General features: G+C 62.6%; 18 protein-coding genes. All 18 read right to left on the bottom strand.

Features of this window, described 5'->3' with window-relative positions:
- Positions 1-42: 42 nt before the first annotated feature.
- Positions 43-1,572 (bottom strand): ABC transporter ATP-binding protein, encoded by a 1,530-nt coding sequence (locus tag AQUI_RS0104105; RefSeq protein WP_027256375.1) that lies wholly within the window; start codon positions 1,570-1,572, stop codon positions 43-45.
- Positions 1,569-1,922: a nuclear transport factor 2 family protein gene (locus AQUI_RS0104100; protein ID WP_027256374.1), complete on the bottom strand. Its 354-nt coding sequence runs from the start codon at positions 1,920-1,922 to the stop codon at positions 1,569-1,571. Before AQUI_RS0104100 ends, AQUI_RS0104105 begins: the two co-directional genes overlap by 4 nt.
- Positions 1,923-1,940: 18 nt before the next feature.
- Positions 1,941-2,936, bottom strand: a complete 996-nt coding sequence (locus AQUI_RS0104095) for a BMP family lipoprotein (protein ID WP_027256373.1) — start codon at positions 2,934-2,936, stop codon at positions 1,941-1,943.
- Positions 2,937-3,090: 154 nt separating this feature from the next.
- A complete protein-coding gene (locus tag AQUI_RS0104090) occupies positions 3,091-3,516 on the bottom strand; it encodes a GNAT family N-acetyltransferase (protein WP_027256372.1) in 426 nt (141 codons plus the stop codon).
- Complete coding sequence (gene tsaB / locus AQUI_RS0104085; protein ID WP_342665575.1) at positions 3,509-4,138, bottom strand: tRNA (adenosine(37)-N6)-threonylcarbamoyltransferase complex dimerization subunit type 1 TsaB; 630 nt, start codon at positions 4,136-4,138, stop codon at positions 3,509-3,511. The genes AQUI_RS0104090 and tsaB overlap by 8 nt, the downstream gene beginning before the upstream one ends.
- Positions 4,135-4,578 carry a GFA family protein gene (locus AQUI_RS0104080; RefSeq protein ID WP_027256370.1) on the bottom strand — a complete coding sequence of 148 codons (444 nt, stop codon included), beginning with the start codon at positions 4,576-4,578 and terminating at the stop codon, positions 4,135-4,137. The genes tsaB and AQUI_RS0104080 overlap by 4 nt, the downstream gene beginning before the upstream one ends.
- Positions 4,568-5,134: a NifU family protein gene (locus tag AQUI_RS0104075; RefSeq protein ID WP_027256369.1), complete on the bottom strand. Its 567-nt coding sequence runs from the start codon at positions 5,132-5,134 to the stop codon at positions 4,568-4,570. Before AQUI_RS0104075 ends, AQUI_RS0104080 begins: the two co-directional genes overlap by 11 nt.
- Before the next feature lie 69 nt (positions 5,135-5,203).
- Positions 5,204-5,803, bottom strand: coding sequence for a 2-hydroxychromene-2-carboxylate isomerase (locus AQUI_RS0104070; protein ID WP_027256368.1), 600 nt, complete (start codon positions 5,801-5,803; stop codon positions 5,204-5,206).
- A 19-nt stretch (positions 5,804-5,822) separates the two neighbouring features.
- Positions 5,823-6,278 (bottom strand): universal stress protein, encoded by a 456-nt coding sequence (locus AQUI_RS0104065; protein WP_027256367.1) that lies wholly within the window; start codon positions 6,276-6,278, stop codon positions 5,823-5,825.
- Positions 6,279-6,591: 313 nt separating this feature from the next.
- Positions 6,592-7,455, bottom strand: a complete 864-nt coding sequence (locus AQUI_RS0104060; protein WP_027256366.1) for a branched-chain amino acid aminotransferase — start codon at positions 7,453-7,455, stop codon at positions 6,592-6,594.
- A 342-nt stretch (positions 7,456-7,797) separates the two neighbouring features.
- On the bottom strand, positions 7,798-8,559 hold the full coding sequence (locus AQUI_RS0104055) for a Phenylacetic acid catabolic protein (protein ID WP_027256365.1): 762 nt from the start codon (positions 8,557-8,559) through the stop codon (positions 7,798-7,800).
- A gap of 24 nt (positions 8,560-8,583) precedes the next feature.
- A complete protein-coding gene (locus tag AQUI_RS0104050; protein WP_027256364.1) occupies positions 8,584-9,657 on the bottom strand; it encodes a 2Fe-2S iron-sulfur cluster-binding protein in 1,074 nt (357 codons plus the stop codon).
- 10 nt (positions 9,658-9,667) lie between these two features.
- Positions 9,668-10,141, bottom strand: a complete 474-nt coding sequence (gene paaD, locus AQUI_RS0104045) for a 1,2-phenylacetyl-CoA epoxidase subunit PaaD (protein ID WP_027256363.1) — start codon at positions 10,139-10,141, stop codon at positions 9,668-9,670.
- A 122-nt stretch (positions 10,142-10,263) separates the two neighbouring features.
- Positions 10,264-11,037 carry a 1,2-phenylacetyl-CoA epoxidase subunit PaaC gene (gene paaC, locus AQUI_RS0104040; RefSeq protein WP_027256362.1) on the bottom strand — a complete coding sequence of 258 codons (774 nt, stop codon included), beginning with the start codon at positions 11,035-11,037 and terminating at the stop codon, positions 10,264-10,266.
- Positions 11,037-11,321, bottom strand: a complete 285-nt coding sequence (gene paaB, locus AQUI_RS0104035) for a 1,2-phenylacetyl-CoA epoxidase subunit PaaB (protein ID WP_014879084.1) — start codon at positions 11,319-11,321, stop codon at positions 11,037-11,039. Before paaB ends, paaC begins: the two co-directional genes overlap by 1 nt.
- Before the next feature lie 63 nt (positions 11,322-11,384).
- Positions 11,385-12,362 carry a 1,2-phenylacetyl-CoA epoxidase subunit PaaA gene (gene paaA, locus AQUI_RS0104030; RefSeq protein ID WP_027256361.1) on the bottom strand — a complete coding sequence of 326 codons (978 nt, stop codon included), beginning with the start codon at positions 12,360-12,362 and terminating at the stop codon, positions 11,385-11,387.
- A gap of 23 nt (positions 12,363-12,385) precedes the next feature.
- On the bottom strand, positions 12,386-13,588 hold the full coding sequence (pcaF, locus tag AQUI_RS0104025) for a 3-oxoadipyl-CoA thiolase (RefSeq protein WP_027256360.1): 1,203 nt from the start codon (positions 13,586-13,588) through the stop codon (positions 12,386-12,388).
- Between the two features lie 137 nt (positions 13,589-13,725).
- The gene (locus AQUI_RS27150) at positions 13,726-14,292 is read right to left on the bottom strand and encodes a GNAT family N-acetyltransferase (RefSeq protein ID WP_051371815.1); all 567 of its coding nucleotides are present in this window, start codon (positions 14,290-14,292) and stop codon (positions 13,726-13,728) included.
- Positions 14,293-14,349: the final 57 nt, after the last annotated feature.

Genomic DNA, 14,349 nt, shown 5'->3' with positions numbered 1-14,349 from the left:
AGCCGGGTGCTGACCTGCGTTGCTCATTTTTCTTGCAAACATCTACGCGGCCTCCCCCGCGACACCGGCCATCAGCAGGCCAAGCTCTTTCTCGTCGGTCTGATCGGCGGGGCGCTCCCCCATGATCATGCCGTCGAACATCACCGCAACCCTGTCCGCCAGCGACAGGATCTCCTCCAGTTCGACCGAGACCAGCAGGATCGCCTTGCCCTGATCGCGCAAAGCTACGATCTGTTTGTGAATGAACTCAATCGCGCCGATATCGACGCCGCGGGTCGGCTGGCCGATCAGCAAAAGCTCCGGGTTGCGCTCGATCTCCCGCGCCACCACGATTTTCTGCTGGTTGCCGCCGGAAAAGCTTTTGGCGGCCAGCCAGGGATCGGGCGGGCGCACGTCGAATTTCTCCATCTTGGCTGCGGTATCCGCCCGCAGGGCGGCATTATCCATCAGCAGGCCGCTGTTGTAGGCCGGATCGCGATGATAGCCGAAGGCCACATTCTCCCAGGCGTGGAAATCCATGATGAGACCCTCGCGCTGACGGTCCTCCGGGACATGGCCGATATGGGCGAGTCGCCGCGCGCTGGCGTCCGCGCCCGAGCCCTCAAGCGGCAAAGAGGTGCCATGCAGTTTGATACTGCCGCTGCCTGCCCGCATGCCGCCCAAGACTTCCAGCAGCTCCGACTGTCCATTGCCGGCCACCCCTGCGATGCCGACAATCTCACCTGCACGCACGGTCAGGTCGATGCCTTTGACGCGCTCAACGCCGACCTCGTCCACCACCCGCAGGTTTTCAATTTCAAGGATCGGCGCGCCGGGCCGGGCCGGCACCTTGTCGACGCGCAGCAGCACCTTGCGGCCCACCATCAGTTCGGCCAGGTGTTCGGGGCTGGTTTCCGCGGTCTTGACGGTGGCGGTCATCTCACCGCGCCGCATCACGGAAACCGTATCGGTATACTCCATGATCTCCCGCAGCTTGTGGGTGATCAGGATGATGGTCTTTCCTTCTGCCCGCAGCCGGTCGAGGATACGGAACAGCTGGTCCGCCTCGGACGGCGTCAGCACGCCGGTCGGCTCGTCCAGGATCAGGATTTCCGCCTTGCGGTACAGCGCCTTCAGGATCTCAACCCGCTGCTGCATGCCGACGCCGATCTCGTCGATGCGGGCGTCGGGGTCCACGAACAGCTCGTATTCCTCCTCCAGCGCCTTCAGTTCCTTGCGGGCGCGGCGCAGCGAGGGCATCAGCATGCCGCTGTCCTCGGCCCCTAGCACAATGTTTTCCAGCACAGTGAAATTCTCCACCAGCTTGAAATGCTGGAACACCATGCCGATGCCTGCGGCAATCGCCGCCTGGCTGTCGGGGATCGCGGTCCGCTGTCCCTTTATCCAGACCTGGCCTTTGTCGGCCTTGTAAAAGCCGTAGAGGATCGACATCAGCGTCGATTTGCCTGCACCGTTTTCACCGATGATCCCGTGAATTGTACCGGGGGCGACACTGATGGAAATGTCCTTGTTCGCCTGGACCGGGCCAAAGGCTTTGGAGATACCTTTGAGTTCAATGGCGGGGGCGGTCAATCGGGCTCTCCAATGCCTGTAAATCCGATCAGCCGCACCACCTTGCCGTCTTTAAGATCGGCAAAATACTGGCCGCGCACCATGCGCTGGCCGTCTTTTTCGAAATCCACCGTGGCGCGCGCATGGCCGTGGTGTTCCGAAATGGCAACCACCCTGGCCGCGGCGCCCGGCATCATCGCGCTGAACTGCGTGATGTAATCCAGATAGGCGTCGCGCCCTTCGATGGGGGCAGGATTGTTGGGATCGGAGTAATAAAATCCGGGCCCGATTGCGGCGTCCGTCTTTTCGGCGCGGGTTTCGGGCGATGGGTCGCCCCAGGCCGCAAACAGAGTGTGAAGTGAATCCGTCATGGCCTGGGGCTTTCTCTATTAGAAGCTCAGCACGGGGCAGTTGTCATCCGACATGTAGTCATGCACCTTGATCTCACCCGAGGCGATCTTGGCGGCTGCATCGTCCACTGCTGCCTGCATGTCAGCGGACACCAGCGAGGCGTTGTGCTCGTCCATGGCATAGCCGACACCGCCATTGGCCAGGCCCATGACCGAGAAGCCGGTTTCCATGTCCGCGCCATCCGAGAACGCCTCGAAAACCGCGTTGCCGACCTTCTTGGTCATTGAGGTCAGCACCTTGCCCGGGTGCAAGTGGTTCTGGTTGCTGTCCACGCCGATCGACAGAATGCCTTCGTCAGCTGCGGTCTGCAGCACGCCGACACCGGTGCCGCCGGCCGCGGCATAGACCACATCAGCGCCTTGGCTGATCTGTGCCTTGGTCAGCTCGGATCCTTTTACCGGGTCGTTCCAGGCCGCCGGGGTGGTGCCGGTCATGTTGGAAATCACGTTGGCGTCCGGGTTGGCCGCCTTGACGCCCTCGGCATAGCCGCAGGCAAACTTGCGGATCAGCGGAATGTCCATGCCGCCGATAAAGCCAACGGTGTTCGACTTCGACGCCATCGCCGCCATCATGCCAACCAAGTACGAGCCTTCATGCTCGTTGAACACCACCGAGCGCACGTTGTCGCCTTCGACCACCATGTCGATGATGGTGAACTTGGTATCCGGGTAGTCAGCCGCGACCTGACCCAGGGCATCGGCAAAGGCAAAGCCGACCATCACAATCGGGTTGGCGCCTGCTTCGGCAAAGCGGCGCAGCGCCTGCTCGCGCTGGGCTTCGGATTGCAGTTCGATCTCGCGGTAGCTTTCGCCGGTCTCGTCGGCCCAGCGCTGTGCGCCGCCATGCGCGGCCTCGTTGAAGCTCTTGTCGAACTTGCCGCCCAGGTCGAAGATCAGCGCGGGCTCGGCCAGCGCGGCACCTGCGGTCAGGGCCAGCGACGCGGCTGCGCCCATCAGCGATTTCATCAGGGTCATCAGGTTAACTCCCACTGTCATTATTGTTGGATGCAGCGGGGGGGTCCGCTGCCCGGCCCCGTTCAGGCCTTAAAGGGTGCGGCAATTTAGCCTGCAGGGCGGGGAGAGGGTCAACCGCTTTTTGACCATTTGGTGCGAAATCCGCGCAACTGGCCTAGCGGAAGGCTTTTCTCATTAGCAGTGCATCCGCGGCCTTTGCCCCAATCCGGCGGTAATAACCCGCCCGGCGCCCGCATTCCGCGAATCCGCAAGCACGGTACAATGCCTGCGCCGGGGCGTTGTCCTCGGCCACCTCAAGAAAAATTTCGGCCGCACCGCGTTCCCGGACGGCTGATTCCCAGTCCGCCATGCAGCTTCGCGCCAAACCCTGGCGCTGATGCGCGGGGTCGGTGGCAATGGTCAAAAGTTCCGCCTCATCGGCGATCACCCGCACCAGAGCAAAACAGCGTGCATCACCGGCGGCAAAGACCAGCGGGCTGTCCAGCAGGGAGGCAAACTCTGCAGCGCGCCAGGGGCGGGATTGGGTGAAGGCCGCGGCATGGGTCGCGGCCATCTTCTCCGGTGTCAGCGGTTCACTCATCAATCAGCGCAGGCGGAACGTCACTGGACGGTGCCGCATCAGCAGTGCGCAGGTACAGCGGTGCAGGCGGCTCAGTCACGGTACGGAACCGGACAGCGGCAATGCGTGCAATGGTTTCGGCAATCCCTGCCGGGCTTGCCTCGGGCACAAAGGCCAGCCCGGCACCGTGGGCGGCATCTTCAGCCTCCTGGCGCGGCATCAGACGCGGTGCCTCACCCGGCAAGGCGGCATAGACCTGATTGCGCGGGGCAGGCACGGCGGGCAGGGTGCCTTCAGCGGTGCGGGCGTCAAATCCGTCGACGCCGACAGCCGGAACTTCCAGTCCCAGCGCCAGCCCGCGCGCTGCGGAGACGGCAATGCGGATGCCGGTGAAATTGCCAGGCCCGACACCGACGCCAATCGCATCCATATCCTGCCAGGCGGCGCCGCCTTCGGCCAGCACCTCCTCCAGCAGCAGCATCAGCCGCTCAGCCTGGCCGCGGGTCATTTCTTCCAATCGGGACGCCAGAACTTCCTCCCCGCGCAAAAGCGCAGCGGCGCAATGGCCGGACGAGGTGTCAAAGCCAAGAACCAGAGGCTGAAAGCCATCATTTGTGAATTCGGGGGTGTCTTGCATGGTCATGTCTTGCTGCCGGCGCTGTTCAGCGCATCGCTCCCGGATCCTTCTGCACGCGGCAGGTCATCAGTGAAATGCAGCCAGGGCAGGCGGGATCCCTCGTGGCAATGGATGTCCGGCGCCAGTTCATCCGCTTGATCCAGAATGCCAACGGGTACATAGATCTGGCCGGGCAAATAGCCGAATGCTGCCGCCAGGGGTGATCCGCAGCCCTTGCAGGTCCACCGTGAGACGCGGGGGTGACTGGAAAACGCCGGCCCCAGACCAGGCTCAGCGAGGAGATCCGCCTCGTCAAAGGCCGCGAAGGCGCCAACAGGACCGCCGGTCCAGCGGCGGCAGTCGCTGCAATGGCAATAGGCCACCGTCTGCGGGCGGGCGCTGAATTTCAGCCGTACCGCCCCGCAATAACAGCGGCCTGTAATGGGAAAGGCTGCCTCAGACGGCAACCGGGCGCACCTCGGTGACTTCCGGGATATAATGGCGCAGCAGGTTCTCGATGCCCATCTTCAGTGTCAGGGTCGAAGACGGGCAGCCCGCACAGGCGCCCTGCATATGCAGATAGACCACACCGCGGTCAAACCCATGAAAGGTGATGTCGCCGCCGTCCTGGGCCACCGCCGGACGCACGCGGCTGTCCAACAGTTCCTTGATCTGGTTGACGATCTCGGCGTCCTCGCCGGAATGTTCGGCATGGCCCGAGGCCGGATCGGCAGAGCCGTCCGCCATCACCGGCTGGCCGGACTGGTAATGCTCCATCACCGCGCCGAGGATGGCGGGTTTGATGTGGTCCCACTCAACGCTGTCCGCCTTGGTCACAGTCACAAAGTCATTGCCGAAAAAGACGCCGGTCACGCCGTCGACCGAAAAGATGCGGGAGGCCAGCGGCGATTTGGCCGCAGCATCGGCGCTGGGGAAATCAGCGGTGCCTGCTTCCAGAACGGTCTGGCCCGGCAGGAATTTCAGCGTCGCCGGGTTGGGCGTGGATTCAGTCTGAATGAACATGTCGGGTCTCCGTTAAGCGTGCCCCCGATATGCGCTCTGTGCGGCCTCAAGTCAAGATTTGGAACTATTCTAAATCGTGCGGACGGCGGCGTGGTCCAAAGCCTGCTCCAGCCGGTCGTCGCCCCAGAACAGTTCCGGCCCGCTGGTGAAACTGGGCGCGCCGAAAATACCTGCGGCTGCGGCCTCATCCGTCCGGGCACGAAGTGCGGACTTGATTTCAGCGGATTGCGCGCGATCCAGCAGGGCGGGGTCAAGTCCAGCCTGATGCAGACAGTCCAGCAGAACGGGTTCAGCGGAGATATCCGCACCAGTCCCGAACTGCGCCTGAAACACGGCCTGGGAAAAGGTTTCGATTTGGCCGTGCTCTGCCGCGGCCAGCGCCAGCCGTGCGGCCGGCAGCCCGTTTTGCGGAAACGGATCGGGGCGGCGGAAGGGCAGGCCGCGGGTTGCGCAGATCCGCTGCAAATCGCGCCACATATAGCAGCCCTTGGCAGGGAGGAGGTTGAAGGGCGATGTAGCCCAGCCCTGGGCGGCAAAAATAGGACCCAGCAGAAACGGCTTCCAGGCAACAGCGACGCCGCGCGCCTTGGCGGCGCTGCTGATCCGCATCACGCTGAGATAGGAGTAGGTGGAAGCAAACTCAAACCAGAACGTGACACTGCGATCCATTGCCTCTGCCTCCTGCTGGTCAGGTAATGGCTTCCAGCTTTTCCTTCGAAAGATCGCCGGGCACGATGGTCATCGGCACCGGCAGGGCACCGGAGGTTTTGGTAAGCTGAGTGACCAGCGGTCCCGGCCCTTTGCGCCCGGTGCCGGCACCCAGCACCAGCACGCCGATTTCCACGTCGTCCTCGATATACTGCAGGATTTCCGGTACCGCTTCGCCTTCGCGGATCACCAGATCGGGATCCACGTTCTGGCGGTCGCGCATCCATTTGGCAAAGACCTCGAAATGGGCGTGGATCCGCTCGCGCGCTTCTTCCCGCATCACCTCGCCGACGCCGATCCAGTGGTTGAATTCGTCCGGCGGGATGACCGACAGAATCGTCACGCCCGCACCGGTGTGCGCCGCCCGCATCGCGGCAAAGCGCATCGCGTTCAGGCATTCGCGGCTGTCATCCAGCACCACTAGGAATTTGCGCATCTTCGCTCTCTCGTTGTTCCACCGCGGATCATGACCCAAGCGGGCGCATCAGGCAATAGAGCCAAAGCTGCCAGGCCGTTGCAATAATCTGGCTCTAGACTGGCGGCTGTGCGGGGCAGAGGAAATGCTCCCGCTCCCGCAGGATTTTCCGGCTGTGCCGGAAACTCCTTGACGGCATTGGGCCGGGCGCCGCGCAGATGCGCGGCGCGGCACCATGCGCAAGCATGATGTGATGCCCAACTGCACCGCGGGCTTTTGCCAAGAAGATCGCACGCGGGCGGGAGCCTGATCTGCACGTGAGGCAAGCGGAATGTTACCTTTGGCCGGATGCCCAATCCCAGTACATTTCGCGCACCCGCTTGGCCACAGGACCGGTCTGATACTGGCACGTGTCAAAGGCGGTGACCGGGGTGATCTTGCTCATATTGCCGGAGAGAAAGACCTCGTCGGCCTCTTCGAAATCCTGATAGCTCAGCACGCATTCCTGCACGGGGATGCCATCGGCATGCATGTTGCTGATGTGGCGGGCGCGGGTGATGCCGGCCAGAAACGTGCCGTTTGGGATCGGAGTGAACACTGTGCCATCGCGCACCATGAAGACATTGCTGGTGGCCGTTTCCGCCACATTGCCCATCGCATCCAGCGCCAAGGCATTGGAAAACCCCTTGCTGCGCGCCTCCCGCAGCATCCGGGCATTGTTGGGATACAAGCAGCCGGCCTTGGCATTCACCACCGCATTTTCCAGCACCGGACGGCGGAAGCGGGTGCGGGTGAGCGTTGCGGCAATGGTTTCCGGTGCCATCGGAATTTCCTCCAGGCTGACCGCAAAGCAGGTGCTGTCAGGCTTGGGGGCGATCAGGGTCTCGTCTCCGTCCGCAGCCCAGTACATGGGCCGGATATAGACCGCAGCACCAGGCGCAAACATCTCCAGCCCCTCGCGGATCACCTCCGCCATCTGCTCTGCTGAAAGCGTGGGGGTCATCATCAGCGCTCGGGCCGAAGCATTGGTGCGGGCGCAGTGCAGGTCCAGATCCGGGGCCACCCCTTCAAAGAACCGCGCGCCGTCAAACACCGAGGATCCCAGCCACATTGCATGATCCGCGGCCCGCATCACCGCCAGGTTCCCGTCATGCCACGTGCCGTCAAAATAGGTCCGGATGGTGCTGCCTGCTGCCATTGCATTGCCCTCGCTTTACGTTGCGAAAACTAGGCAGAGTTGGCGCGGCAGTCCAGACATGCTTGCTTTTCAAGCGGGTGGTGTCTCGGCCTTGAAGAGAAAAACAATTTGCTTTTCAGTACTTTATAGGGTGTGGAGGGCGGGATATGAGGTGGCGTTTGGTAGGTCAGCACTGCTGTCTAATTGTTTCGTGCGCGAAACATTAGGTCAGGAAAGTTGACTTAATCAATCATAGCGTGTGTTTTTTGCAGGGTCCAGCGCGCCGCAAGGCGCGCCCGGCCCAACCGGGCAAGCGCATCCGGATGCGCGCAGGCCCGGGCGGGAGCGCTTTGCTCCGGCGGGTTACGCAGCCGGTTTCAACCCGGTCTTGCCAAGAATTGCCCCGGCGTCCTGCTGCCATCTGGCTTTCAACTCGGCATTCTGGGTGCGGCGCAGGCCCATGGCCTTGAGCCCTTCAAACTTCTCCGAGGCTTCCTGGCCAAAGCTTGCGGCAACCCGCGGCCACCAGTAATCCGCCAGCTCCTGCAGCGCTTGTGTGCCTTGAGCCTCGACCAGCGCCATCAGCCCTTCTTCCGCCAGTTCCGCATGGTGCGCCTCGACGGGCAGAATGGCGCGAAACGCCTCGGCCAGGGGCTGGTAGGAAACATGGGACAGCTCCTCCAGCTGCAGTGCCACCGCGCGGCCCATCAGGAGGTTCATCATCACCGCATCTGCCCAGCCTTCCAGCGGGTAGTTGAACACGGCAAGCCGCATGTCGTGCTTGGTCCGGCTCTGGCCGATGTCGGCATTCCGTTCCAGCCGTGCGGTCCAGGGGTGGTGGTCGGCATAGCGTTCAGTATCGGCGCCAAAGTCACCCATGATGCGCAGCACCTTCTCGGCGCTATCGGATTTTTCCAGCACGATTTTTGCGGCGGCGATGCGCGCCTTGATGCCCGGACCTTCGTTGATGATGTCGGCAAAGCCGGCAGCACCCGCCAGTTCGCTGTCGACAAAGGTTGCCATCATCTTCATCAGTTCGGCGCGGTAGCGGGGCGGCACGTTGGAGGGGTTGGTCAGAACCCCGCCTTGGGCCAGGTAGTTCTCGATGCTCATCTCGTCAGTCATGATCTTTCCTCCCTTGGACAGGCGTTACTGGTCGTAATCGACCACGACGTTATCGGTCACCGGATAGGCCTGGCAGGACAGCACATAGCCCTTTTCAACCTCGTAATCCTCCAGCGCATGGTTGGCGACCATCTCGACCTCGCCCTCCAGCACTTTGCAGCGGCAGGTGGAGCAGACGCCGGCCTTGCAGGCGTATGGCGCGTCCATCGCGTTTTCCAGTGCCGCATCCAGCAGGGTCATGTCCTTGCCCATCTCGACGGTCTGGGTAGCACCGTCCAGGGTGATCGCAGCTTTGGTCTGGTTGGCACTGCTGGCGGCATCTGTTGCGGTGGCTTTGCGTTTGGCGCGGCCCGGCTGGGCAGAGGCGAAGAGTTCGAACTTGATCTGGCTGTCGCCCAGTCCCGCGGTGCGCAGCGCGCTGGCGATACCGAGCATCATCGGCTCAGGCCCGCAGATGAAGGCGGTGTCGACCGATTGGATGTCGATCCAGTGCTTAAACAGCTGGGCGCATTTTTCTTCGGTCACCAGACCGGTGAACAGGTCGATTTCCTGCGCATCCGATTCCAGCACATGGATCACGTTGAAGCGGCCCATGTAGAGGTTCTTCAGATCCTCGAGCTCTTCGCGGAACATGATCGTGTTCACGCCCTTGTTGGCGTAGACCAGCGTAAAAGAGGCGTTCGGTTCTGCGGCCAGCGTAGTTTTGAGGATCGACAGCACAGGCGTGATGCCGGAGCCGCCGGCAAATCCCAGGTAGTTTTTCTCAGTTGCCCTATCGAGCGCGGTGAAGAAACTGCCCATCGGCGCCATCGCCTGCAGAGTATCGCCGGCCTGCAGCTCGGTATTCGCCCAGGTCGAGAACGCGCCTCCGTCGACGCGCTTAATGCCGACCTGCAGGATGCCTTCATCCTTGCCTGCGCAGATCGAATAGCTGCGGCGCAGCTCCTCGCCGTCAAAGTCGCGGCGGAAGGTCAGATATTGGCCTTGGGTGAAATCGAATTCTTCTGCCGCGCCATTTGCGGGCTTCAGGGTGACAACCACCGCATCGCGGATGGTTTTGCGGACATCAGTAACTTCCAGATCGTGAAAGCGCGCCATCAGGGTCTCCTCAGATGCACTTGAAATAATCAAAGGGTTCGAGGCAGTCCTGGCAGCGCCAGTGGGCCTTGCAGGGGGTCGAGCCGAACTGGCTGACCTTGGTGACATGTTTGCTGCCGCAGTTCGGGCATTTTTCAGGGCCGCCAGCAGCTTGGGGCGGGGCGATGCCGTAGTCCTCGAGCTTGGCGCGGCCTTTTTCGGACAGCCAATCGGTGGTCCAGGCAGGTGAGATCTGGGTTTTCAGCTTCAGATCGGTGATGCCGTGGCCGCGCAGGGCGGTTTCGATGTCCAGGGCGATTACTGCGGTCGCCGGGCAGCCGGAATAGGTCGGGGTGACGCTGACCACCAGGGTGCCGCCGTCCCAGGCCACATCGCGGATGATGCCCAGGTCCACCAGCGAGATCACCGGGATTTCCGGATCCGGGACGGCGTCGAGCCAGTCCCAGATCTGGGTGATGCTTGGCTGAGTTGTCACTTGGCTCATGCGGTTTATCCTCGCTATGCACCGCCCGGACGATAGGCCGGGCAGCCCCCGACCTCCCCCGCGGGAGGGGGCTTCACCCCCACCCGAGGCCGGGGGACGCCCTCAGTTCTTGGGCCTTGGCCCTACCACTTGGCGCCCGGGTAGGCGCGCTGCAGCCATTGCATTTGGGTCAGCAAATGGCCCAGGTGCTCGGTGTGCATGGCGCCGGTGCGCCCGCCTTTGTGGGCAAAGCGGCTCTCCGGGATGGTTAGCGTGGCCTCATTCAGGATGCGGGAGACCAGCACGTCATATTCCTCGCGCAGGGAGGCCGGATCGGGCGCGATACCCGCCTTGACCATCTCGGCGTCAACATCGTCGGACTGGAACATCTCGCCCGCATAGGGCCACAGATAATCCAGTGCCTCCTGCATCCGGCGGTGGCTTTCCTCAGTGCCGTCCCCCAGGCCCACCACTGTATCGGCGGAGCGTTCCAAGTGATAGGCGACCTCTTTCGAGGCCTTTTCGGCAATCGCGGCAACGCGTTCGTCGGAGGATTTCATCAGCCGCCCCAGCTGGATCGAATGCCAGGCGTCAAACAGGAACTGGCGCATCAGGGTGCGGCCGAAGTCGCCGTTCGGCACCTCCACCAGCAGCACGTTGCGGAAATCCCAGGCGTCGCGCAGGAAGGCCAGGTCGTCGGCGGATTTGCCCGGCCCATGCACCTCAGCCGCAAGGCCCAGCCACATCTGGGTCTGGCCGATCATGTCCAGTGCGGTGTTGGCCAGTGCGATGTCTTCTTCCAGCACCGGCGCATGGCCGCACCATTCGCTGACCCGGTGGCCCAGGATCAGGGTGTTGTCGCCCATCCGCAGCAGGAACTGCAGGAACGCTTCTTCCTTAGCGAGCGGGGCATTCATCACATTGCCCCCACTTCTTCGGGGATGTCGAAGAAAGTCGGGTGGCGGTAGACCTTGGATTCGGACGGCTCATAGAGCGGACCCTTGTCGCTGGGCGAGGAGGCGGCGATGTGGTTCGCCTCGACCACCCAGATCGACACACCTTCGTTGCGGCGGGTATAGACGTCGCGGGCGTTCTTGATCGCCATTTCGGCGTCGGGCGCATGCAGGGAGCCGACGTGGCGGTGGCTCATCCCGTGCTGGCCGCGGATGAAGACTTCCCAAAGGGGCCATTCGTTTTTCATGTCTCAAATCCTCCTGGCTGAGGGGGCGCTTGCGCTGTGGCCGGAGCGCCGGAATGCTTGGGGTTATTCGGCGGCGTGCTGGCGCCCGGCTTTCTTCTTGGCATGGGCCAGCAGCCCGTCGCGGACCCAGGCGCCGTCGTCCCAGGCCTTGTTGCGGGCAGCAAGGCGGTCCGTGTTGCAGGGGCCATTGCCCTTGATCACCTCAAAGAACTCGGACCAGTCCGGATCGGTGTAATCATAGTGGCCGCGTTCCTCGTTCCATTTCAGGTCCGGGTCGGGGACAGTGAGGCCGAGGTATTCGGCCTGCGGCACGGTCTGGTCGACGAACTTCTGACGCAGCTCGTCATTGGTGTTCATCTTTATCTTCCAGGCCATCGACTGGGCGGAGTGGACCGAATCCTTGTCGGACGGGCCGAACATCATCAGCGACGGGTACCACAGGCGGTTCAACGCATCCTGCGCCATCTTCTTCTGCTCCGGCGTGCCCTCGGCCATCTTGCGGATGGCGTCGTAACCCTGGCGTTGGTGGAAGCTTTCTTCCTTGCACACCCGGATCATCGCGCGGGAGTAGGGGCCGAATGAGGTCCGTTGCAGCGGCACCTGGTTCATGATTGCGGCCCCATCGACCAGCCAGCCCACCGCGCCGATGTCGGCCCAGTTCAGCGTCGGATAGTTGAAGATCGAGGAATACTTCATGCGCCCGTCCAGCAGCATTTCGGTCATCTCGTCCCGGGACACGCCCAGCGTTTCTGCCGCGCAATACAGGTACAGCCCGTGGCCCGCTTCATCCTGCACTTTGGCCAGCAGGATCGCCTTGCGCTCCAGCGTCGGCGCGCGGGTGATCCAGTTGCCTTCGGGCAGTTGGCCGACGATTTCGGAATGCGCGTGCTGGCCGATCTGGCGGATCAGCGTCTTGCGGTAACCTTCGGGCATCCAGTCCTTGGGCTCAATCTTCTCGCCCGCGTCGATGCGTGCCTGAAAGGCCGCCAGCTGTTCCGGATCGTCCTGGGTTGCCTCGGATTTGACCATCTGAGCATACATGTCTGGGACCTCCTTAAGGCTTGTTACACGCGTTCGAGGATCAGGGCGGTGCCCTGTCCGACGCCGACGCACATGGTGCAAAGCGCATAGCGCCCGCCGGTGCGTTGCAATTGATAGGCAGCGGTCAGCACCAGCCGCGCGCCGGACATGCCCAGCGGGTGGCCAAGCGCGATTGCTCCGCCATTAGGGTTAACATGGGGCGCATCATCCGCAACGCCAAGTTCGCGTAGCGTGGCGAGGCCCTGCGAGGCGAAGGCCTCGTTCAGCTCAATCACATCCATCTGATTTATGGTCAGGCCGGTGCGGGCCAGAACCTTGCGGGTGGCAGGCACCGGGCCGATGCCCATGATGCGCGGCTCAACCCCGGCGGCGGCCATGCCGACGATACGCGCCATGGGTTTCAAGCCGTTTTTGGCAGCGGCGACTTCATTCGCCATCAGAATCGCTGCGGCGCCGTCGTTGACGCCGGAGGCATTGCCTGCGGTCACGGTCTTGTCCGGCCCGTTGACGCCCTTGAGGCCGGAAAGCTTCTCGGCCGAGGTGCCGGGGCGGGGGTGCTCGTCGGTGTCCACAACGACAGGGTCGCCCTTGCGCTGAGGGATGGTGACCGGGGTGATCTCGTCGCTGAACAGGCCCATCTCATGCGCGGCGGCCCAGCGGGCCTGGCTGCGGGCGGCAAAGGCGTCCTGGTCTTCGCGGGAGATGCCATAGTCCTCAGCCACATTGTCAGCGGTCTGCGGCATCGAGTCAGTGCCGTAGAGCTTCTCCATCTTCGGGTTCACAAAGCGCCAGCCGATGGTGGTGTCATAGACCGCATTGGCACGGGTGAAGGCGCTGGCCGCCTTGGGCATTACGAAAGGCGCGCGCGACATGCTTTCGACGCCGCCGGCGATGGCCATGTCATAGTCGCCTGCCTTGATGCCGCGGGACGCCATGCCCACCGCATCCATTCCGCTCGCGCAGAGCCGGTTGATGGTGGTGCCGGGCACGGTGGCGGGCAGCCCCGCCAGCAGCGCCGCCATGCGGGCCACGTTGCGGTTGCTTTCGCCGGCCTGGTTGGCGTCGCCCAGGATCACGTCATCCAGGCTGCTCCAGTCCACATCCGGGTTCCGCGCGGCAAGCGCGGCAATCGGCAGGGCGGCGAGATCATCGGTACGCACCTGGCTCAGCGCGCCGCCGTAGCGGCCGATCGGGGTGCGGGTGGCATCGCAGATGAAAGCATCCATGGGTGTTCGCGTCTCCTGTGGCGGCGGCAGGATAAGCCGACCGTTGGGTCGGTATTACGCCGGAAGATGATTCGCGGCAAGTTAAATGTAACGAAAAAATACACTCATGTGAAATCGTGTAACGAGTTGGGCGGATTTCAACGGTTTCCCGATACCTGCCCTGTGATCCGGTTTTTGAAATCAGTGCAGAGCAGGACCTCGTTGAGGTAGCGTCTGCCCTGAACCTCAAAATGGGTCAGGCCCGCTTTTTCAAAGCCTTGGTTGAGATAGAAAGCGATGGCCCCTTTGTTTTCAGAGTTGGTAGCCAGCCACGGAGCGTCCCATCCGTTGGTGCAACACGCCTCAACCCCTGCGGCAAGTAAGGATTGCCCCAGGCCCTTCCCCTGGTGCCGGGGCTGAACGTAAAGGGTGGAGATTTCAGTTTCCGAGCCGCTGTCACCGGGGCACGGATTTCTGTGCGACACCCGGACGTAGCCGTCGATTCCCTCTTGGTTTTCTGAGACCAGCAGTATTTCGGCAGGTTGGTTCAGGAGGTCTAGGAAGTGTTCGCGGGTGAATTGGCCAAGCGCATAGTCCGCAAAGAAGCTGCTGACGCCCTGGCGCAGATATGTGCCGACCCACACTTCGATGGACAGGGCTGCCAGGCAAGAGGCGTCTTCGCTTCGGGCGGTGCGGATGGAGCCGGGATCGGGTGTGTCGGTCATAATGTGTTTAGCCTTTGGAAAAACTGCGGGTGGAGATTGCGCCGGTGGAATGCTTGG

Origin of the sequence: Leisingera aquimarina DSM 24565 (assembly GCF_000473165.1) — a bacterium.
GTDB lineage: Bacteria > Pseudomonadota > Alphaproteobacteria > Rhodobacterales > Rhodobacteraceae > Leisingera > Leisingera aquimarina.
Note: the sequence above shows the minus strand (reverse complement) of the source record. Positions and strands in the feature narration are given on the sequence as shown.